Here is a 21,498-nt window from a genome sequence, read left to right as displayed (position 1 = left end):
CGCGCCTAGCGCCGGCCTGTCCCCACAATGCCGCCCGCCCGTTCAGGCCAAGAGGAAGTCCGCCACCGGATTGACCTGGTCGTCCACGATAAGCGTGGGGGCATGGCCCACACCGGGCACTTCGAGCGCCCGGGCACGCGGATTGCGCTTGCACATTTCTTCAACAGTGGCGCGGGTCAGCAGGTCGGACAGTTCGCCGCGCACGATCAGGACCGGGCAATCGATCGCGTCATACGATCGCCACAGGATCTGTTCGGCCGCTGCCAGTTCCTCGGGCGTCTGGGCCCCCAAAGCCTGGGCAATCGCCAGGTCGTAATGCTTGACCCACTTGCCGCCCTGTTCCGGATACAGGTATTTGGCCAGCTCCGCCCACTGCGCATCGGTGTGCGGACCGAAGGTTTCCGAATTGGCGCGCATCGTCGCCACGGCCTCTTCGAACGTGGCGAATTCGCCGGGCGCGCCCACGTACTGGCCGATGCGCGACAGGGCGCCGTTCTCCAGACGCGGCCCCACGTCATTGAGCACCATTCTGTCCAGACGCAGTCCCTGGGCAGGCGGCAACATCCCGGCATGCGGGCGCATCGCGGCCATGGCCTTGGCGAAAGCGGCGGCGCCCGACAGCGCCATGCCGATCAACCCGCCCATGGACGTGCCGACCCACGACAGGCTGGCCGGGCGCAGGCGCGCGATCAGCGTCACCATGTCGGACACATACTGCGGCACCGTGTAGAACGCCGGATTGACCAGCCAATCCGAGCGGCCGCGCCCCACGACGTCTGGGCAGACCACCCGGTAGTGGCCGGCCAGCCGGCGCGCCAGCACATCGAAGTCACGCCCGCTGCGGGTCAGGCCGTGCACGCAGAGCAGCACGCGGTCATTGGCGGGGTCGCCCCACTCCCAATAGGCCATGCGGTGCAGACCCGCCGGGCTGGCGCAGGTGACGAATTCCAAACGGGGTTCCAGGCTGGCTTGCACTTCGGTACGCTCCACGGGTTGCGCGCGGCCGGCACGGCGGCGCCGCTTTGGCCGCTATCTTATCGGTTATGAAAGGCCGGTGCGGCCGGCTCTGGACTATCGCGGACTTCGTGGCTACGATCCCTGCATCTCCGAGCCACCGCTGCCGCCTGGCGCCCGTCCGACATTGCCTATGGCTATCGGCGCGATGCATTCATTAAATTGGAGTTGCACACCTTTCAAGGCGCACAGTAAAAAGCTTCAGGCATTGCCAGATCAGTCTTCCCAAAATTGATATGGAGTCCGTATGCAGCAAAGCAGTCCCGTCCCCCCGCTGACCGAACAGCCCGCCGTTCAAACCGGCGTCGTCGTCTCCCCTCCCCCCGCCCCCCCCAAGATCCTGCAGGACCTGATGGCCCGCGCCGACGTGCAGATCAATGGGTCGCGCCCCTGGGACATGCAGGTGCACGACAAGCACATGTACGAGCGGGTGTTCGCCAGCTGGTCGTTGGGGCTGGGCGAGTCGTACATGGACGGCGAATGGGACTGCGAGCAACTGGACGAACTCTTCACCCGCCTGCTGCGCGCCGACATGGGATCCGCGGCGCTGGGCGTGGCCCGCATCAAGCTGATCGCCGAGCACCTGCGCCACAAGCTGTTCAACCTGCAATCCAAGCACCGCGCATTCGAGGTCGGCGAGCAGCACTACGATGCGGGCAACGACGTGTTCGAGGCCATGCTCGACAGCCGGATGATCTACTCCTGCGCCTATTGGGAACACGCGCAGACGCTGGAGGAGGCGCAGGTCGCCAAGCTGGACATGATCTGCCGCAAGCTGCAACTGAAGGAAGGCGAGACCTTGCTGGACATCGGCTGCGGCTGGGGCGGGCTGGCCAAGTTCGCGGCCGAGCGCTATGGCGTCAAGGTCACGGGCGTGACGGTGTCCAAGGAGCAACTTGCGCTGGCGCAGGAACGGGTAAAGGGCCTGCCGGTCGAGCTGCTGCTGCAGGACTACCGCGACTTGCAGGGCCGCTTCGACAAGGTCGTCTCGGTCGGCATGTTCGAGCACGTCGGCCCCAAGAACTACGACACCTACTTCACCAACGTGCAGCGGCTGATGGCCCCGGAAGGCATTTTCCTGCTGCACACGATCGGCATCGCCGCGACCAGCCAGAGCACCGATCCGTGGATCGACCGTTACGTGTTCCCCAACGGCAAGCTGCCGTCGGCGCGCGAGATCGCCACCGCCGTCGAGGGCCGCTTCATCATCGAGGACTGGCACAACTTTGGCGCCGACTATGACCGCACGCTGATGGCCTGGTGGGAACGCTTCGAGCGCGCCTGGCCGACGCTGGAGTCGCGCTACGGCACCCGGTTCTACCGGATGTGGAAGTACTACCTGATGTGTTGCGCGGGCTTTTTCCGGTCGCGCGAGGGCCAGCTTTGGCAGGTGATCCTGACGCATCCGCAGCGGCAGGACACCTACCGGTCGCTGCGCTGAAGCCGGCGCGGCCCCACTTGCATCGGCAAGCCGCCCCGTACCGGGCGGCTTGTTGTCAATGGCGCGCTGCTATGCGCCCGCTTCTTCCCGAATCATGTCCGCCGCGCGTTCCGCGATCATGATCGTCGGCGAATTGGTGTTGCCCGACGTGATGCGCGGCATGATGGATGCATCCGCGATGCGCAGCCCTTGCAGACCATGCACGCGCAGCCGCGCGTCGACCACCGCGCCTTGGTCGGCGTTGCGGCCCATCGCGCAGGTGCCCACCGGATGGAAGATCGTGGTGCCAATTTTGCCAGCGGCCTGGCGCAGTTCGTCCTCGGTCTGGAAGGCCGGACCCGGCAACCATTCCTCCGGCTGGTAACGCTGCAGGGCGGGAGCGGCGGCGATGCGGCGCACGAGGCGGATCGAATCGGCGGCGACTTGCAGGTCTTCTTCGGTGCTGAGGTAGTTGGGGCGGATGACAGGGGCCTCGCTGCCCTTCTGCCCCCCCGGGCCTTGCGCATGCACGCTGCCGCGCGACGTGGGGCGAAGATTGCAGACGCTGGCGGTGAAGGCGTCGAAGCCATGCAGGGGTTCGCCGAAGGCGCCCAGCGACAGCGGCTGCACGTGAAACTCGACGTTGGCGCGGTCCTGGCCGGGATCGGATTTTGCAAACGCCCCCAACTGCGAGGGCGCCATGCTCATCGGCCCGCTGCGGCTCATCAGGTATTCCAGCCCGATGCCCGCGCGGCCCAGCCACGTGGAGGCGATCCGGTTCAATGTCTTGACGCCGTTCACCTTGATGATGACCCGCAGTTGCAGATGGTCCTGCAGGTTCTCGCCCACGCCCGGCAAGGCATGACGCAGCGTGATGCCGCTTTCGCGCAGGCGCGCGGGCTCGCCGATGCCCGAGACTTCCAGCAGATGCGGCGAGTTCACGGCGCCCGCGGCCAGCACGACCTCCCGCCGCGCCCGCAGCGACATCGCGCGCCCGGCGCGGTTGACGCGCACGCCCACGCAACGCTTCGCGTCGAATTCAAGCTGCTCGGCCAGCGCACCCGTCATCACGTGCAGATTCGGGCGTTTCTGCACGGGGCGCAGGAATGCCTTGGACGTGTTCCAGCGCCAGCCGCTACGCTGATTGACCTCGAAATAGCCGCTGCCGAAGTTGTCGCCGCGGTTGAAGTCCTGCACCCGCGGAATGCCTTCCTGTTCGGCTGCGGTGGCAAAGGCTTCCAGAATGTCCCAGCGCAGCCGCTGCTGCTCGACGCGCCACTCGCCGCCCGCGCCATGAAATTCGTCGGCGCCCCGGTGGTAGTCCTCGCTCCGCTTGAAGACCGGCAGCACCTGATCCCAACTCCAGGCTGCGTCGCCGGACAGTGTGGCCCAGTCCTCATAGTCCTGTCTCTGGCCGCGCATGTAGATCATGCCGTTGATCGACGAGCAGCCGCCCAGCACGCGGCCGCGGGGATAGATGAGCGAACGCCCGCCCAAACCGGGTTCCTCGGCCGTGCGGTACATCCAGTCGGTGCGCGGGTTGCCGATGCAGTGCAGGTATCCGACCGGGATGTGAATCCAGTGATAGTTGTCGCGCCCGCCGGCCTCCAGCAGCAGGACCTGCACGGCAGGGTCGCGGCTCAGGCGGTTGGCCAGCACGCAGCCCGCCGAACCCGCACCCACGATGATGTAGTCGTAAGTCTCCATAAGCTCTTCTTATCAAGTCCGGGCCCGATTCGGACGCCGGCACGGTGAGCCGCCCCGGCTGCGACGCGGTGCGCGCGCCGGGAATCTGCCGAGACTCTGGCGCACGGCGAGGCGGCTGTCCAATGAAATGTTGAAAAGGGCTTTATTAGTGTCTCTAATAATGCTCGGCAGTTTCACGGCGCATCAGGGGTCAGACGCCCCCACTTCTTCTGGAAGCATTCATGGATCTGAAGCACATCCGCACTTTCGCCGCCGTCGCGCGGGAGGGCAATCTGACCCGGGCGGCCGAGCATCTGCACCTGACGCAGCCCGCGCTGAGCCTGCAGCTCAAGAACTTCCAGGAATCGCTGGACCTGACGCTTTTCACCCGCACCGCGCAAGGGCTAGCGCCGAATGCAGACGGCCGGGCGCTGCTGGCGCCGGCGCAGCGCGTGCTGGATGCGCTGGACGACTTCCAGCGCGCCATCGGCGCGTTGCGCGACACCGTCCAGGGCGAACTGCGGATCGGCACGATCCTGGATCCGGAGTTCCTGCGCCTGGGCGCCACGCTGCAATACCTGGTCGAGCATTACCCGAAGATCCGCCCCACCCTGCGGCACGGCATGTCGGGATCGGTCGGCCGGCAGGTGCGTGCAGGCGATCTGGATGTGGGCTTCTACCTGGGCCCCCCGCACCCGTCCGGCCTGCATGCCCAACCGCTCGCTTCGTTTTCCTATTACGTCGTCGCACCCAAAGGCTGGAGCGCGCAGGTCGCCGGCCGGGGCTGGGCCGAGATTGCAGCGCTGCCCTGGATCTGGACCCCGCCGGATTCCGTCCATCACCGGCTGCTGTCCGACAAGTTCGACGCGTTGGGCATCACGCCCCACGCGGTGGCCGAGGTGGATCAGGAGGCCTCGATGCTGGATCTGGTTCGCTCGGGCGTTGGGCTGTCGCTCGCCCGCGATTCGCTCGCCCTGCGCGAATCGCAGTCCAGCGGCCTGCAACTGGTCAAAGGCTTGTCTATCCAGGCCGAGCTGTCGTTCATCACACAGACGGCGCGGCGCGACGATCCCCTGGTCGCGGCTGCCTTTGCCGCGGTGCAAGCGGCGTTCGCCTGACACCGGCCGCGCCGCGGCCTTAATCCCGATCAAGCGGCAATACGTCATGTTGCGCTGCGCCAAACAAGTGCAGACCGCACACGGATATGCACCGATCCGAGGCATGCCCGCCCACGACCGCAACAGCCGCGCCTTCCTCCGCGAGGCCGCCGGCGCGCCCGCTTTCCCTATGAGCCGCAAGGAAATTCCCGCCGTCTGCACGGCATTCAACATACCTGGCATGGACTTTGCTTGATAGCTCTTGTGCGGGTGCAAACCCGGCAAGACAACGTGAGCATTACCGGCAATGGCGCCCCGACCGAAAGGTCCAGGGCGCCGTTTGTCTTTTGAAATCCGAATATCCGAGCCTGGGGAAATCCCATGAATGCAGCGGCCACATCCGATTCCTTGCAGACGCTGGTTGTCATCGGCAACGGCATGGTGGGCCATCATTGCGTCGAGCAATTGATCGCCCGCGGCGCCCTTGAGCGTTATCGCATCACCATCTTCGGCGAGGAAACCCGCCGCGCCTACGACCGCGTCCATCTGTCCGAATACCTGAACGGCCGCGACGCCGAGTCCATGGCGCTGGGCGACGCCGCGCTTTATGCGCAGGAAGGCGTGACCCTGCGCCTGGGCGAGCCCGTGGTGGACATCGACCGCCGCGCCCGGGAAGTCGTCACCGCCAATGGCCGCTTCGCCTACGACAAACTGGTGCTGGCAACCGGCTCCTATCCCTTCGTGCCGCCCATCGCGGGCGCCGAAGGCCATTCGCGGCTGGTGTACCGCAGCATCGACGACCTGGACCTGATCCGCGAGGCGGCCAGCGGCGCGCGGCGCGGCGTCGTGGTGGGCGGCGGTCTGCTGGGCCTGGAAGCGGCCAATGCGCTCAAGTCGCTGAATCTGGAAGCCCACGTCGTCGAGTTCGCGCCGCGCCTGATGCCGGTGCAGCTGGACGAGGCCGGCGGCGCCGCGCTCAAGGCGCGCATCGAGGCGCTGGGCGTGGGCGTGCACCTGTCACGCGCCACGCAGGACATCAAGCCCGGCACGCAGTACCGCTACCGCATGCGCTTTGCCGAAGGCGCGCCGTTGGAAACCGACCTGATCGTGTTTTCGGCCGGCATCCGTCCGCAGGTGTTCCTGGCGCGCAAGGCCGGACTGGCGCTGGCCGAGCGCGGCGGCGTCGCCATCGACGACCACTGCCGCAGCAGCGACGAACACATCTACGCGATCGGCGAATGCGCGTCCTGGAACGGCACGGTCTTCGGCCTGGTGGCGCCCGGCTACCAGATGGCGCGCATCGTTGCCGCCGAACTGTGCGGCGCGCCCGAAGCGGCCTTTTCGGGCGCCGACATGTCCACCAAGCTCAAGCTCCTGGGCGTGGACGTGGGCTCGATCGGCGATGCCCACGGCGCCACGCCGGGTTCGCGCAGCTACCGGTACATCGACGAAGCGGGCGCTAGCTACCGGCGCCTGGTCGTGTCCGCCGACGGCAAGCGCGTGCTGGGCGCCGTCCTGGTGGGCGACAACAGCTACTACGACACCCTGCTGCAATACGCGCAGAACGGCATCGCGCCGCCCGCGGATCCGTCCAGCCTGATTCTGCCGCAAGGCCAGGCCGCGCCGCTGCTGGGTGTGGACGCCCTGCCCGCCACCGCCACGATCTGCTCGTGCCACAACGTCAACAAGGGCGCGATCTGCGACGCCATCGACGGCGGCTGTACGGACCTGGCCGGCGTCAAGGCCTGCACCAAGGCGGCCTCGGGCTGCGGCGGCTGCGCGGGCCTGCTCAAGCAGGTGGTCGAGCACGAACTGGCCAGCCGCGGCGTTGTGGTCGACAAGAGCCTGTGCGAGCACTTTGCCTACACCCGCCAGGAGCTGTACGCGATCGTGCGAGTGAACGGCATCGAGACCTTCGACGAACTGCTGGCCAGCCACGGCCGCGGCCACGTGGGTTGCGAGATCTGCAAGCCCGCGGTGGGCTCGATCCTGGCGTCCTGCTGGAACCGCCCCATCCAGGACCCGCACCTGGTGCCGCTGCAGGACACCAACGACACCTTCATGGCGAACATGCAGAAGAACGGCACCTACTCCGTGGTGCCGCGCATGCCCGCCGGCGAGGTCACGCCCGACGGCTTGATCGCCGTCGGCGCCGTCGCCAAGAAATACAACCTGTACGTCAAGGTGACGGGCGGCCAGCGCATCGACCTGTTCGGCGCGCAACTGCACGAGCTGCCTGGCATCTGGTCGGAACTGATCGCCGCCGGCTTCGAGACGGGACACGCCTACGGCAAGTCCACGCGCACGGTGAAGTCCTGCGTGGGCAGCACCTGGTGCCGTTTCGGCGTGCAGGACAGCGTGAAGATGGCGCTGGACATCGAGCACCGCTACAAAGGCCTGCGCGCCCCGCACAAGCTGAAGTTCGCCGTGTCCGGATGCACCCGCGAATGCGCCGAGGCGCAGAGCAAGGACATCGGCGTGATCGCCACCGAGAACGGCTGGAACCTGTATGTGTGCGGCAACGGCGGCATGCGTCCGCGCCATGCGGAACTGTTTGCGACCGACCTGGACGACGCCACCCTTATCCGCTACATCGACCGCCTGCTCATGTTCTACATCCGCACGGCCGACAAGCTGCAGCGCACGTCCGTGTGGCGCGAATCGCTGGAAGGCGGGCTGGACTACCTGAAGCAGGTCGTCATCGAGGACAGCCTGGGCCTCGCCGCCGAGCTGGAAGCGCAGATGCAGCTGGTGGTGGACCGCTACGAATGCGAATGGGCCAACGCGCTCGGCGATCCCGAAAAGCTCAAGCGCTTTCGCACCTTCGTCAACGACAGCCAGGGCGATCCCGACATCAAGTTCGTGCAGGAACGTGGCCAGCCCCGGCCCGCGCCGGCGCCCGCCGCGCAACGCGTCATTCCCATTGCCGAGGAGATCGTCTGATGGCCGCCCAACCTGCTCAACACCCTGTCTGGCGCCACGCCTGCGACCGCCGCGACCTCGTGGCCAATTCCGGCGTCGTGGCGCTGGTGGACGGCGCGCAAGTGGCGCTTTTCTACCTGCCGGACGCCGGCGGCCAGACGCTGTACGCCGTGTCGAACCGCGACCCGAAATCGGGCGCCAACGTGATCGGCCGAGGCATCGTCGGCCAGCTGGCTGGCGACCTGGTGGTGGCCTCCCCACTCTACAAGCAGCATTTCCGGCTGGCGGACGGCAGCTGCGTGCAATTCCCGGAACAACGCCTGCAGACCTGGCAGGCGCGCTTTAACGGCGACGCGGTGGAAATCGCCTGACGGGCGCCGCCGGATTCATTCATACCCGGATTCATTCATACCTTCAGCAAAGCAACAGGAAACATCATGTCCTACCTAGCTCCTTCCGAGTTCGTCACCAAGATGGTGGACGCGGGCGAATCCAAGCTCTACATGGCGACGCGCGACGTCCTCATCCGCGCCTTCATGGCCGGCGCCATCCTGGCGATTGCCGCAGTCTTTGCCGTCACCGTCACGGTGCAGACCGACTCGCCCATCCTGGGCGCCGCGCTCTTTCCGGTGGGATTCTGCATCCTGTACCTGATGGGCTTCGACCTCTTGACCGGCGTGTTCGTGCTGACGCCGCTGGCGCTCTTTGACAAACGGCCGGGCGTCACGATGGGCGGCATTCTCAAGCACTGGGGCCTGGTGTTCATCGGCAACTTCCTCGGCGCGCTGACGGTGGCCGTGCTGATGGCCATCGTCTTCACGTACGGCTTTTCGGTGCCGCCCAACAAGGTCGGCCAGGTCATCTCGCACATCGGCGAAAACCGCACGCTGGGCTACAAGGAATACGGCGCGGGGGGCATGCTGACCATCTTCATCCGCGGCGTGCTGTGCAACTGGATGGTGTCGCTGGGCGTCGTGGGCGCCATGATCTCGACCACCGTCAGCGGCAAGGTCATCGCCATGTGGATGCCGGTCATGCTGTTCTTTGCAATGGGCTTTGAACACTCCATCGTCAACATGTTCCTGTTCCCGTCGGCGATGATCATGGGCGGCAATTTCTCGATCATGGACTACATGATCTGGAACGAAATCCCCGTGGTGCTGGGCAATCTGATCGGCGGCATCTCGCTGACGGGCCTGACCCTCTACACCACCCACATGAAGACCGCGCCCAAGCGCCGCTTCAGCTGATTGCCGCCAAGCATGGACAGCTACACGCCCGGCGCGCCCGCCGCCTCGCTCAAGGTGGCGGTGGGCCAGCACACCGATCCCGGCGTCAAGTCCGTCAACCAGGACTTCCACGGGCTGTGCGTGCCGGACGAACCGCTGCTGGGCGCCAAGGGCATCGCCATCGCGCTGGCCGACGGCATCAGCAGCAGCAACGTCAGCCACATTGCCAGCGAAACGGCCGTGGCCAGCTTCCTGGAAGACTATTACTGCACCTCCGAAACCTGGTCGGTGAAAAAGTCCGCACAGAAGGTGCTGAGCGCGGCCAATGCGTGGCTGCACGCGCAGAGCCGCCAGCGCCACGGTCAGGACCAGGACAGCGGCTATGTCTGCACGCTGACCGTGATGGTGCTCAAGGGCGCCACCGCGCACATCCTGCACATTGGCGACGCGCGCATCTATCGCCTGCGGGACGGCGCGGTGGAGCAGCTGACCGAAGACCATCGCGTCTGGGTCGCGCACGACAAAAGCTATCTGGGCCGCGCGCTGGGCCTGGCGCCCCACCTTGAGATCGACTATCACACGCAAGCCGTCGAGCCGGGCGACGTGTTCGTGCTGGCCACCGACGGCGTCTACGAACACGTGACGGACGACGACCTGCGCCACGCCGTCGCGGCGCACGCGGACAATCTGGACGACGCCGCCCGAGGGCTGGTCGGCCAGGCGCTTGCGCGCGGCAGCGACGACAACCTGACCGTGCAGATCGTGCGCGTGGACGCCCTGTCCGCGCGCCAGGCGGGCGAGATCGCCCAGTACTCGGGCAGCCTGCCCTGTCCCCCGCTTCTGGAGGTCGGCCAGACCTTCGAAGGCTTTCGCATCACGGACGAATTGCGCGCCAGCAGCCGCAGCCACGTCTACCTGGCCCAAGACCTGGACAGCGGCGACACGGTGGTCATCAAGATCCCGTCGCTGGACCTGCGCCATGACCCGGCCTACCTGGAGCGCCTGCTGACCGAGGAATGGCTGGCGCGCCGCATCGACAGCCGACACGTCGTGCGAGCCTGGCCGCGCACGCGCCAGCGCCGTTCGCTCTACACCGTCAGCGAATACCTCGAAGGCCGCACGCTGACCCAGTGGATGGCCGCCAATCCGCGCCCCGAACTGGAACCGGCAATCGCCATCATCGAGCAGGTCGCGCGCGGCCTGCAGGCCTTTCACCGGCTGGAGATCGTGCATCAGGACCTGCGGCCGGACAACATCATCATCACGCCGGACGGCACGGCAAAGATCATCGACCTGGGCTCGGCGCGCACGGCGGGCATTCAGGAGCTCGGCGCCGAGGGCGACGACGCCATGCCCGTGCTGGGCACCGCCCAGTACGCCGCACCCGAGTATTTTTTGGGCGAAGCCGGCACCGCGCGGTCCGACATCTATTCGCTGGCGGCGATCCTGTACCAGATGCTGTCGGGACGGCTGCCCTACGGCGCCGAGGTCGCGCGCTCGCGCAGCCGCGCCGCGCAATTGCGCCTGACGTATGTGTCCGTGCTGGACCGCGAGCGCGAGATTCCCGCATGGGTCGACGGGGTGCTCAGCCGCGCCCTGCACCCCGATCCGCAGCACCGCACGCCCGAGCTGTCCGAATTCACGCACGCGCTGCGCCACCCGGGCGATATGCGCGGCGCCGAGCGCATGCCCCTGCTGGAACGCAATCCGGTCGCCTTCTGGAAGGGCCTCTGCCTGATCCTGGCCATCGTGATCGTGATACTTGCCTTCAACCGTTGAACCGAGGCCACCATGTCCGCCCACCTCCCCACCGTATCCCTGATCGGCGCCGGCCCTGGCGATCCCGAGCTGCTGACGCTCAAGGCCGTCAAGGCCCTGGGCCGCGCGGACGTGGTCCTGGTCGATGACCTGGTCAATCCCGAAGTCCTGCAGCACTGCCCGCGCGCCCGCATCGTGCACGTGGGCAAGCGCGGGGGCTGCCGCTCGACGCCGCAGGAGTTCATCCAGCGCCTGATGCTGCGCTACGCCCGCCAAGGCCTGCGCGTGGCGCGCCTGAAAGGCGGCGACCCCTGCATCTTCGGCCGCGGCGGCGAAGAAGCGCAGTGGCTCAGCGACCACGGCGTCGCCTGTGACATCGTCAACGGCATCACGGCCGGGCTGGCCGCGGCCACGTCCGCCGGCATTCCGCTCACGCAGCGCGGCATGGCCCAGGGCGTTACACTCATCACCGCGCATTCGCAGGACGGCGCGACGCCCGATTGGTCTGGTTTGGCGCGCAGCGGCACGACGCTGGTCGTCTACATGGGCGTGGCCAAGGTGCACGAAATGCGCAGCCAGTTGCTGGCTGCCGGCATGGCCCCGGACACGCCCGTCGCAATGATCGAGCGCGCTTCGCTGCCCGGCCAGCGGGTCTGCGCCTCGACGCTGACCGCCATGGCGGCCGACGCCCAGGCCTTCCGGTTGCGCAGCCCGGCCGTGCTGGTCATTGGCGACGTTGCGGCTTGCCGGATGTTCGGTGTGCTGGACGACGCGGCCGGCGCGACGATCCCGCAACGCCGCATGGCCTGAGGTTTGCGCGGTGCCCCGCGCATTGATAACGCATAGAGATTCCGATGGCCGAACGCCACATGCCGCCGCCGCTGCGCTTTCTGCTCGCCGCCCGCCGCAGCGAGCTCCAGGGCCTCGAAGCCCTGGCCGCCACCTGCGATCTGGTGCTGCGCATCAGCGCGCTGGTGCACGCGCTGCAAAAAGAGCGCGGCTATTCCAACCTGACCCTGTGCAGCCCCGCCGACCGGCTTGAGCCGGCGCTGGCGGGCCTGTCCAGCGATGCGCAGGCGGTTGAGACCGACGTGCGCGCCTTTCTGGACGGCCTGGAAGCCGACCCGGCAGGCGCCAGCGGCCGGGCGCGCCTGCTCAATTGCATCGCGTATGCCCTATTCCGGCTGGACGAATTGCCCGCCTTGCGCCGCGAGGTCCGCGACCGGCGCGTGCCGGTCGAAGACGCCGACGCCCGTTTCACCCAGGTGATCGGCAGCCTGCTGGCGGTGGTCTTCGAGGCCGCCGACGCCTCGCTCGACCCCGGTGTGACGCGCTTGCTGGTGGCGCTGTTGAATTTCATGCAGGGCAAGGAACTGAGCGGCCAGGAGCGCGCCTGCGGCGTCATGGGCTTTACCGCCGGCTGGTTCGACGACGCGCGCAAGGCGCGGATGCTGGGTTTGGCGGCGAACCAGGCGCGCAGCTTCGGTGTCTTCACGCAGTACGCGCAAGGCGCACCGCTACAGGCGTGGGATCAGGTTCAGCAACAGGCGCAGCCGGTGCAACGCATGCGCGACATGGCGCAACACACCAGCGACGCGCAGCGCGTGGACACCGGTCTGGCCGAACTGTGGTTCGACCTGTGCACTACGCGCATCGACGCCATGCGCACGGTCGAGACGCAACTGGCGCAGGAACTGGCGCAACAGTGCGCGCGACGCATTGCCGACACCCGCCAGGAACTGGACGACCGCCGCCTGCTGCTCAGCCGGTACACGGATCACGCCAGCGGCCGCGCGCCCAGCATGGTGTTCAGCGTGCAAAGCCGCATTCTGGACGTGCCCCCCGAAGACGGCGTGGGCGACGAAATGGAACGCTCGATCCTGGACATGATGCGCGAGCAGACCCTGCGCATGCAGCGCGCCGACGACGCGCTTAGCAGCGTGCGCGGCGCGCTGGACGAAAGAAAGCGCATCGACCGCGCCAAGCTGCTTCTGATCAGCCGCTACGGCCTGACCGAGCAAGCCGCGCACGAACGCCTGCAACGCGCGGCAATGGACGGCGGCCTGTCGCTGGCGGACGTGGCGCGGCAGATCATCGCCCAGCTCGGCGGCAACTGAATCGCAGCGGGTTGCTGCAGCCGGCCCTGCTGAATACGGCCCAGCGGAACACACGCTAGCGGAACACCCGCTGCACCAGGCTGACGGCCGCTGCCGCCAGTGCCACGCCCGCCACCACCCGGAAATGGTCCAGGCTGGCCAGCAGCACCGCCTGCTCGTTCAGCAACTGCGCGATCCGCGCCGTGGCAAGCTGCTGGGCCTGCCCCGGCCCCGCCACCGCCGCAAAGTGGGCGGATAGCTGTGCCATCACCGCTTCGAAATGCGCGTTGCCGGTTGCGATGCCCGTCTGAAGCACCGTGTAGTGCCGCGACGTGAACCACTGCTGGCCGACGGTGGCCAACATGATGCCCAGCGCCTGGCCAACCTGCGCCAGCATGTTCTTGACCTGCTGGGCATGGGCGAACACCGCGGGATCGCCCGTCAAGCCGGTGAAGGTCTGCATCGCGGTCGTGGGCATGAGCATCATGATGAAGACGCCATAGCAGGCCAGCGCCGGCAGCACATCGGTCCATAGGTTGGCAGTAGGAGTCAGGCGCGACATCAACACGCCGAACGCCGCCAGCGCCAGAAAGCCGGTCACGAAGAACTTGCGCGGCGACGGCCAGCGCGGCAGCAATTGCGACATCACGGCCCAGGTCATGACCCCCGCCCCCAGTCCCATCGCAAAGAACTCGCCCGCCGTCAACCAGGCCTGACCCAGCCCGCGTTGCAGCATCAGCGGCACCAGATAGCCATTGGCGCCAAGCATCACATAGCAGGCCATGAACAGGCCCAGCCCGCAAAGGAAACGCACTTCCTTCATGCCGCCCAGCCGCAGCAGCGGCGCGCCGTTGCGCGTTTCGGACCACACGAAGTAGCCCAGCGCGGCCACGCCCGCCGCCGCGGACAACGCCAACCACGCGAACTCGCTGAAGAAGTCGTAGTAGGCGCGCTGCAAGGCATGCAGCACCAGGAAACTGCCCGCGCCCAGCGCGCCGATCGGCGCGAGGCGCACGTTGCCGGACAGCACCGACCCCGCCTCGCGGCCCGGCATGACCAGCATCACCGGCGCCATTGCCAGCAACGACAGCGCCGCGATCAGCCAGAACATCAACGGCCAGCCGTCGTGCTCGACCGCCATCGCGGCCAGCCAGGGCGCCAGCGCCGTGCCCACGCACAGCCCGGTCGCCAGGGCCTTGATGCCCAGGAATCGAGCCGGACTGGGCGGAATCAGGTTGACCGTAAGCCGCGACGACGTGAGCATCGCCGCGCAGCCCGCCGCCATCAGGACGCGGCCCATCAGAAATTGCCCCGGATCCTGCGACAGCGCGCACACCGCCGCCCCCACGCCGGTGGCGGCCAATGACGCGAGCAGGTAGGCGCGCAGGCCCAGCCGATGCGTAAGCCACCCCTGCAAGGCGATCACCATCACCGCCACGCAGGCGTAGATGAGCGCGATATGCGTGTATTCCTCGGGACTGGCGCCGATTTCGCCCATGATGGGCGCCGCGCCAAACGTCGCCATGCCGTTCTGCAGGAAATCGATGAACGTCAGGGCGCCGATGACCAGCAGCAGCGCGACCGGGGGTTTCGGTTGGGACATGATGCGCGGGCTCAGCGGTTGGCGTCGATGATGGCGCGCACCTGCGCGTCGGCCTGGGCCAGTTCGTCGGCGTACACGGCCGTCGTGTAGACCTGCGGCTGTCCTTGGGCCGCGACCAGCCGTTTGCCGTCGCGCGCCTCGGTGTCCACCTCGACCCGCATCGACAACCCCAGTTGGAGCGGTTGCGCCGCCACCTCCGCCGGGTCCAGCGCGATCCGCACTGGCACGCGCTGCACCACCTTGATCCAGTTGCCGGTGGCATTTTGCGCGGGCAGCAGCGAGAAGGCGCTGCCGGTGCCGGCGTCCTGGCCGAGCACGCGGCCGTGATAGACCACGCCATCGCCATACAGGTCGGTCGTCAGCCGGACAGGCTGGCCAATACGCACATTGCGCAGTTGCGATTCCTTCAGGTTCGCCGTGACCCACAGCTGGTCCAGCGGCACCACCGACATCAGCGGCGCGCCAGCGGCCACGCGCTGTCCGACCTGCACGCCACGCTTGGTCACCACCCCGCCCACCGGCGCGACGACTTTCGTGCGCGCAAGGGCCACGCTGGCGTTGCGCAACTGCACGGCGGCGGCCTGCACGTCCGGATGCGATTCGACCGTGGTGCCGTCGATCAGCGCATGGTTGCGCTTGAGCTGTTCGCTGGCGACCGCCAGCGCGGCGCGCGCGGTGCGCACGGCCTGCTGCGCGTGCACCAGTTCCTCTCCCGGAATGGCGCCGATCTTGGCCAGCGCCGACCGGCGCGCCACGTCTTCCTCGGCGCGGGCCAGGTCCACCTTGCGCAGCGCCACGGTGGCGCCGTCCTGCCCGGCCATCGCGAACTGGCCGCGCACCTGCCGCACGCTGCGCGCCAGATTGGCGCGCGCCGCGTCCAGCGCCAGTTGCGCGTCCACCCCGTTCAACTCGATCAGCACCGCCCCCGGTTCGACCCTGTCGGTGTTGTCCGCGCGGATCGCGGTCACCACCCCGCCCACCTGCGGCGTCACCTGCACGACATTGCCTTCGACGTAGGCGTCTTCCGTCGACACCCAGCGGCCGTCTGCATGCGCGGCATACGCGCCGGCCAGCACCGCGACCGCCAGGATTGCCGCGCCGCCGGCAGCCACCTTGCGGGCGAAGGCGTTGCGCGGCCGGGATGAGGGGGATGGAGAATTTGGGGCGGCTTCGGTGTTCATGGCTTGCAAGTGTTGAGAGAAGGATGATCGGGCGGGATGGCGGCTTATGACCGGGTTTGCGTCGCAGCGCCGGAATCGGCCGTCGCGGGCGTCCCGGATGCGCCGGGCAGATAGCCGCCGCCCAGCGCGCGGATGAGTTCCAAATGCAGCGTGCGGTTGCGCGTGTCCAGTTCGATCAGCAGCTGCTTTTGCTGCAGCACCTGGCCTTCGGCGGACAGCACCTGCAGGTAGCTGCCCACGCCGCTCCGGTAGCGCGCCGACGCCATGTCGTAGGCCTGCTGCGTCAGCCGCAGCGCCTCGCGCTGCTGGGCCGAGCGTTCAGCCTGCCACCGCAGGGAAACCAGCTGGTCCACCACGTCATGCAGCGCCGTGACCAGCGTGCCGTTGTACTTTTCGACCGCCGCGTCGTATTCCGCCTGGCGCGCGCCCAGGTTGCCGCGCAGCCGGCCACCGTCAAAGACCGGCAACGACACCGCCGGGCCAATGCCCAACACGCGGCTGCCGGCGTTTAACAGGTCCGATAGCCCCAAGCTCTGCAAGCCGGCAAACGCGGTCAGGCTGACGTTGGGATAGAACTGCGCGCGAGCGGCCTTGATCTCGGCGCCGGCTGCTTCGGCGCGCCAGCGCTGCGCCACCACGTCGGGCCGGCGGCCGATCAATTCCGCCGGCACCGTCGTCGGGATCGCCTCGGCAAAACGCCCGCGAAGCGCCGGCCGCCCCAACTGGATGCCCGCGTCGGGGCCCCGGCCCACCAAGGCGGCGACCTGATTGCGCGTCAGCGCGATCTGTTCGTTCAACGCGGCAATGCGCTCGCGCGTGGCGGGCAGCGCGGCTTCGGCCTGCGTCATGTCCAGGCGTGAATCCAGCTGCGCGTCGACGCGGCGCTGCGTCAACGCCAGCGTGGTCTCGCGTTGACGCAGCGTCTCTTCGGCCAGATCGCGCAGCTGGTAGGCGGCGTCCAGTTTCAGATACGCGCGGACCAGCGAGGTCGTGAGCATCAACTCGGCGGCATGCAGGTCCACCTCGGCGGCCTGCGCGCGTTGCAGCGCCGCGTCCAGCGCCGCCCGGTTCTTGCCCCAGAAATCGATCTCGTAGCCCACGCCCGCCTGCAGGTCGGCCGTCCAATCCCACGCGCCGGCCAGCGGCTGCGGCGTGGTGCTGTGCTCGCTGAAACGTTGGCGCGTCGCGCGGCCGCTCAAGTTTCCTTGCGGCGACAGCGGCGCCCCCGCGACGCTGGCCAACGCGTCGGCCTGCCGCACCCGCGCCGCCGCCGCCCGCAGGCTGGGCTGTTCGGCCAGCGCAGCCTGCACAAGCTGGTTCAACTGCGCGTCGCCGAAGGTCTCCCACCACGCCTGCGTTGGCCACGCGGCCGGCGAGACGGGCGATCCTTGCAAAGATGCGCTGACTGCCAGCCCGCTCGCGCTGCCGATCGACGATTGGGTATGCAGACCGCCCGTGCTTGCACATCCGGCCAGAACAAACACAGCCAGGACGAGGCCCGCACTGCGCCACAGGCGCGGGAGGCAATGGATAGACGAGATGGGCGCTTGCATGGTCGAGAGAGCTTTTAATATGCCCAGGCTGTATATGCCTAGGCAGATAAATGGATAAAAAAAATCGCCGGCGGAAAACCTACTCCGCCCGCGTGTTGATCAGGATGCGAGACAGCAGCTTGTGCAGCACCTGCGCTTCGGCTTCCGAAAAACCATCCAGCAACTGGCGAAACGCGATTTCGGTGGCCTGGCGAGCCTGCGGAAACGCCGCCTTGCCCTGCTCGGTCAGCTCGATCAGCGAGCTGCGGCGGTCGGCTTCGTTTTCGACGCGGCGGATAAAGCCCTTGGCCACGATCCGATCCAGCAGCCGGGTCATCGCGCCCGAGTCATACGACAGCACGCGGCAGAAGTCGCTGAGCGTGCGGCCCCACCCCTTGACGATGCAATTGAGCACGACGTACTGCTGAACCGTGATCTGCAGCGGCGCCAATTCGCGGTCCAGCGCATCCAGAATGCCGTTGCGCACGGAGGTCACCAGGAAACCCAGTTCGCCGGTGCACAGTTCGTCCAGCACGGAAGGCGTTGCGTTGCTCATGATGGGTCTGGCGCGTCGCGGTTGAAATCAATGAACGGGATATTAGCTGCCTAGGCAGTTAAATAGCAAGGGGAATCTTTTGAGGCGTGGTGAATTCGGAACGCGGGATCCGGCGTTACCCGATGCCGATCCGCCGCGCGCCCTCGCGGAAAAGAGCCTGCGTGTCGGGCTCCAGCCGGAACGAGGCCAGAAAGTCTTCTACGCGGTAGGACGGCTGCGCCTTGCGGATCGCCGGCAGAAATCCCAGCGCCTCGTCCGTCCTGCCAGCCAGCGCCAGGCAGCACGCCGCTATTGCCAGGATGTGCACGTGCGCGTTGGGCCGGGCGGCCGCCTTGACCGCCCACCCCGCCGCCTCGTCGATCCGGCCCAGCCGCACCAACGCCAGCGCACGCACGGCCAGCATGCCGAAGAGCAGCGGATCGAAGGGGCTGAGGTGACGCGAATGGTCTGAGGCGCCGATGGCCGCTTCGGCATCGCCCATCTGGCAATCGACAAAACCCAACGTGTAATGCGCCAGCGCGAAATTCGGACTCAGGTCCACGGCGATCCGCAACTCGCTCACCGACTGGTCCTGGCTGCCGCGCAGCCACAGCGCACGCCCCATCGCCCAATGCGCCGCCGGATCCCGGTCATCGGCGATCAGGCTTTGCCCGGCTGACTCGAATGCCTGATCGATGGCCGCCTCCTGCTCGCCCCAGCGCTGGAATGCCGTCTGCCAATGCGTGAAGGACAAGCCCGCGTAGGCGCGCGAGAACGTCGGGTCCAGCCGCACCGCCATCTCGAAGAAGTGCCGCGCCTGTTCGTTGTCGGTGCGATTGAACCGGTACATATGCCACAGGCCGCGATGATGCGCCTGCCAGGCGTCCAGCGAATTGGGCGGCGTCAGGATGGCGCGGTTGCGCTCGGCGGCCTCGATCTCGATGTCGACCGACGCCACGATCCGGTTGCCGATCTCGTCCAGCGCCAGCAAGGCGTCGTCGAACGGATGGTCAAGCACGTCCGCCCAGACGATACGCGCGGTGCGGGATTCGACGAGCTGCACGTCCACCGCCAGGCGGTGCCCATGGCGCCGCAGCGAGCCGCTGACCACGTAGTCCACGTTGAGCGTGCGCCCGGCCTCCTCCGGTCCCACGCTGCGTTGGTCCAGCGCAAACACGGTGCCCTGCGCGATGACGAACAGGCTGCGCAGCTTTGCCAGCCGCGCGATGACGTCAAACGCCAGCCCGTCCGCCAGCCCGCCCCGGACGCCCGCTTGCGCCGACCGGTCCACGAACGGCATGACGGCGATCGATGCCCGTCCGCGCCGGTACGGCAGCGCGTCGGCCGGACGCATTGGTAACTCCGTGTCGGCCACGTCCTGCGGCGCGATCCCGGCCGCGAACGCTTCCGGCAATGGGGCAGGTTTCATCGGCGCCGCGGCGCCTGCCGGGGCCGGACTCAACGCTTGAACCGATGAAGGGCCGCCGCCTGCCCGCCGGGCGCGCACATCGCGCCACGCCTCGCGCAGCGGCCGCCCATCCAGCCCCTCGGCTTCGAAGGCGCGCACGGCCGCGGCCAGATGCTCCTCGCCTTCACGCCATTGCCCGCGCAGTCCCAAGGCGTCCAGCTTCAGTTCGTGGGCTTGCGGATCGAACGGCACGAGCGCGAGCCACGTGTCCAGGCAGGCAAACCGTTCCTCCGACCCCTCGGGCAGGAGAACGACCTGATGCGCCAGCACGGCCGTGTGGCAGGCCCGCAGCCGCCGCCGCTGCGCGGTCAGCCAGCTGTGAAAGAACGGGCTGCGGCCAATCTCCAACCCTTCCAAGAAGTCGCCCGCGAACATGGCCGCAAGCGCGCGCAGACGCTCCGGGCTGGCCTTGCGTATACCCGCCTGCATGGCCGCCCCGATGTCGATGACGTCCACACGGCAGTCGGACAGGTCCAGGCGCACGGCGTCCTGCATCGTCTCGACCCGGCGGCGGCCGGGCTCGTCCAGCAGGCCCCGCGCCTTGCTCAGGCACCAGCGCAGTTCGCCGCGCGGATCGTTCGGAATGTCCCACAGCAGTTCGCACAGGTGCGAGCGCATCACGGCGTTCGGGGCCAGCGCCAGGTACGCGATCAGCGCCCGCAGCTTGCGCGACGGCGGCAGCGCAAGCGGGACGCCGCCCCGGCTGATGCGCATCGGCCCCAGCATGTGCACGTGGATGCCCGCGCCGGACGAATCCACGCCTGACGAATCCACGCCGGATTCCACGCCCGCTACCACGCCTGCCTCCACGTCCCGTTCCTATCGTTGTTTCCGGGGCGCACGGCACGCGAACATCGTCGCGGCGCTGGTTGCATCACCCCGGCGCGCTGGCCACGGATGCCGTCGCGCACCCCACGCACTAACGGAGACTCACCATGTCCATTTCCTCCCTTGCCACCAGTGACGTGCGCGAAACCGCACAGCCCGACCTGGCTGCCTTGAAGACCCGCCAGCAAGGCACCTGGTCCTCCGGGGACTACGCCGTCGTCGGCACCACGCTGCAGATCGTAGGAGAACAGCTTTGCGAAGCCCTTGATGTCCGCGCCGGCCAGAAAGTGCTGGACGTCGCCGCCGGCAACGGCAATGCGACACTGGCCGCCGCCCGCCGCTGGTGCGACGTGACCTCGACCGACTATGTGCCCGCGCTGCTGAGCCGGGGCCGCGAACGCGCCGCCGCGGAGCGCCTGAAGGTCGAATTCCAGGAGGCCGACGCCGAGGCGCTGCCATTCCCGGACGCGTCGTTCGATGTCGTGATGTCGACCTTCGGCGTCATGTTCACGCCCGACCAGGACAAGGCCGCCGCCGAGCTGATGCGCGTGTGCAAGCACGGCGGCAAGATCGGCCTCGCAAACTGGACGCCCGACGGCTTCATCGGCCAGATCTTCAAGACCATCGGCAAGCACCTGCCCCCGCCCGCCGGCGTCAAATCCCCCGCGTTGTGGGGAACCAAGGCGCGCATCGAAGAAATGTTCGGGCCGCAGGCCGCATCGATCACGTGCGAGGCGCGTCACTTCGTGTTCCGCTACCGCTCGCCCGAGCACTGGATGCAGGTCTTCAAGACCTACTACGGCCCGTTGCTCAAGGCGTTCGGCGCGCTGGACCCCGCGGCGCAGACGGCGCTGACGGCCGACATCACCGCGCAGATCGACCGCTTCAACCGGTCCGGCGATTCGGCGGTGGTGGTGCCCAGCGAATACATGGAAATCGTGATCACCCGCCGGTAAGCGCATGGCAAACCCCGCCTCGCAAGAGGCGGGAGCTTCCTGGCGGCCGGCTGTGTGGTCCATGGCGCAGCGCCCTCCCGGCTGTCGTCCGGCGGGCGCCGGGCAACCGTTGTAGAGGAACCTTCCGTTGAAGTAGGCAGCGGCATGCCCCGCCGTTGCCGCACTGGGTGCGA

General features: G+C 67.7%; 16 protein-coding genes. 9 read left to right on the top strand and 7 right to left on the bottom strand.

Going from position 1 to position 21,498, the window contains the following annotated elements; all coding sequences use genetic code 11:
• Positions 1-42: 42 nt before the first annotated feature.
• The gene (locus FBY20_RS23200) at positions 43-909 is read right to left on the bottom strand and encodes an alpha/beta fold hydrolase (RefSeq protein WP_255452535.1); all 867 of its coding nucleotides are present in this window, start codon (positions 907-909) and stop codon (positions 43-45) included.
• A 352-nt stretch (positions 910-1,261) separates the two neighbouring features.
• Here FBY20_RS23200 and cfa point away from each other — a divergent pair, with 352 nt between their 5' ends.
• On the top strand, positions 1,262-2,455 hold the full coding sequence (gene cfa / locus FBY20_RS23195) for a cyclopropane fatty acyl phospholipid synthase (protein WP_174245446.1): 1,194 nt from the start codon (positions 1,262-1,264) through the stop codon (positions 2,453-2,455).
• Positions 2,456-2,524: 69 nt separating this feature from the next.
• Here the strand turns inward: cfa and FBY20_RS23190 are convergent, their stop codons facing one another.
• Positions 2,525-4,141: a GMC family oxidoreductase gene (locus FBY20_RS23190; RefSeq protein WP_142054814.1), complete on the bottom strand. Its 1,617-nt coding sequence runs from the start codon at positions 4,139-4,141 to the stop codon at positions 2,525-2,527.
• A 221-nt stretch (positions 4,142-4,362) separates the two neighbouring features.
• Here FBY20_RS23190 and FBY20_RS23185 point away from each other — a divergent pair, with 221 nt between their 5' ends.
• From FBY20_RS23185 to FBY20_RS23155, 7 genes are all read left to right on the top strand, one after another.
• Positions 4,363-5,238, top strand: coding sequence for a LysR family transcriptional regulator (locus tag FBY20_RS23185; protein WP_142054812.1), 876 nt, complete (start codon positions 4,363-4,365; stop codon positions 5,236-5,238).
• A gap of 360 nt (positions 5,239-5,598) precedes the next feature.
• Complete coding sequence (gene nirB / locus FBY20_RS23180; protein WP_142054810.1) at positions 5,599-8,160, top strand: nitrite reductase large subunit NirB; 2,562 nt, start codon at positions 5,599-5,601, stop codon at positions 8,158-8,160.
• Entirely contained in the window at positions 8,160-8,510 is a 351-nt protein-coding gene (gene nirD / locus FBY20_RS23175) for a nitrite reductase small subunit NirD (RefSeq protein ID WP_056319035.1), read from the top strand. Before nirB ends, nirD begins: the two co-directional genes overlap by 1 nt.
• A gap of 66 nt (positions 8,511-8,576) precedes the next feature.
• The gene (locus tag FBY20_RS23170; RefSeq protein WP_056319032.1) at positions 8,577-9,389 is read left to right on the top strand and encodes a formate/nitrite transporter family protein; all 813 of its coding nucleotides are present in this window, start codon (positions 8,577-8,579) and stop codon (positions 9,387-9,389) included.
• 12 nt (positions 9,390-9,401) lie between these two features.
• The gene (locus FBY20_RS23165; RefSeq protein ID WP_142054808.1) at positions 9,402-11,147 is read left to right on the top strand and encodes a bifunctional protein-serine/threonine kinase/phosphatase; all 1,746 of its coding nucleotides are present in this window, start codon (positions 9,402-9,404) and stop codon (positions 11,145-11,147) included.
• Between the two features lie 12 nt (positions 11,148-11,159).
• On the top strand, positions 11,160-11,936 hold the full coding sequence (gene cobA, locus FBY20_RS23160; protein WP_142054806.1) for a uroporphyrinogen-III C-methyltransferase: 777 nt from the start codon (positions 11,160-11,162) through the stop codon (positions 11,934-11,936).
• A 44-nt stretch (positions 11,937-11,980) separates the two neighbouring features.
• Positions 11,981-13,243, top strand: a complete 1,263-nt coding sequence (locus tag FBY20_RS23155) for a nitrate- and nitrite sensing domain-containing protein (RefSeq protein WP_142054804.1) — start codon at positions 11,981-11,983, stop codon at positions 13,241-13,243.
• A gap of 55 nt (positions 13,244-13,298) precedes the next feature.
• Here the strand turns inward: FBY20_RS23155 and FBY20_RS23150 are convergent, their stop codons facing one another.
• The 5 genes from FBY20_RS23150 to FBY20_RS23130 all read right to left on the bottom strand — a co-directional run bounded on the left by FBY20_RS23150 (position 13,299) and on the right by FBY20_RS23130 (position 20,351).
• Positions 13,299-14,825, bottom strand: a complete 1,527-nt coding sequence (locus FBY20_RS23150) for an MFS transporter (RefSeq protein WP_142054802.1) — start codon at positions 14,823-14,825, stop codon at positions 13,299-13,301.
• 11 nt (positions 14,826-14,836) lie between these two features.
• On the bottom strand, positions 14,837-16,006 hold the full coding sequence (locus tag FBY20_RS23145) for an efflux RND transporter periplasmic adaptor subunit (protein WP_142054800.1): 1,170 nt from the start codon (positions 16,004-16,006) through the stop codon (positions 14,837-14,839).
• Between the two features lie 44 nt (positions 16,007-16,050).
• A complete protein-coding gene (locus FBY20_RS23140) occupies positions 16,051-17,559 on the bottom strand; it encodes an efflux transporter outer membrane subunit (protein ID WP_142054798.1) in 1,509 nt (502 codons plus the stop codon).
• 79 nt (positions 17,560-17,638) lie between these two features.
• Complete coding sequence (locus FBY20_RS23135; RefSeq protein ID WP_056319013.1) at positions 17,639-18,094, bottom strand: MarR family winged helix-turn-helix transcriptional regulator; 456 nt, start codon at positions 18,092-18,094, stop codon at positions 17,639-17,641.
• A 115-nt stretch (positions 18,095-18,209) separates the two neighbouring features.
• Positions 18,210-20,351, bottom strand: coding sequence for a transcriptional regulator (locus tag FBY20_RS23130; RefSeq protein ID WP_142054796.1), 2,142 nt, complete (start codon positions 20,349-20,351; stop codon positions 18,210-18,212).
• A 125-nt stretch (positions 20,352-20,476) separates the two neighbouring features.
• On the opposite strand from FBY20_RS23130, the gene FBY20_RS23125 reads away from it, so the two are divergent.
• Positions 20,477-21,325, top strand: a complete 849-nt coding sequence (locus FBY20_RS23125) for a class I SAM-dependent methyltransferase (RefSeq protein WP_056319008.1) — start codon at positions 20,477-20,479, stop codon at positions 21,323-21,325.
• Positions 21,326-21,498 lie beyond the last annotated feature (173 nt).

Source organism: Achromobacter sp. SLBN-14 (genome assembly GCF_006715415.1).
GTDB classification, from domain to species: domain Bacteria; phylum Pseudomonadota; class Gammaproteobacteria; order Burkholderiales; family Burkholderiaceae_B; genus Achromobacter; species Achromobacter mucicolens.
The sequence above is the reverse complement of the archived record's forward strand: the minus strand, read 5'-3'. Positions and strand labels throughout refer to the sequence as shown.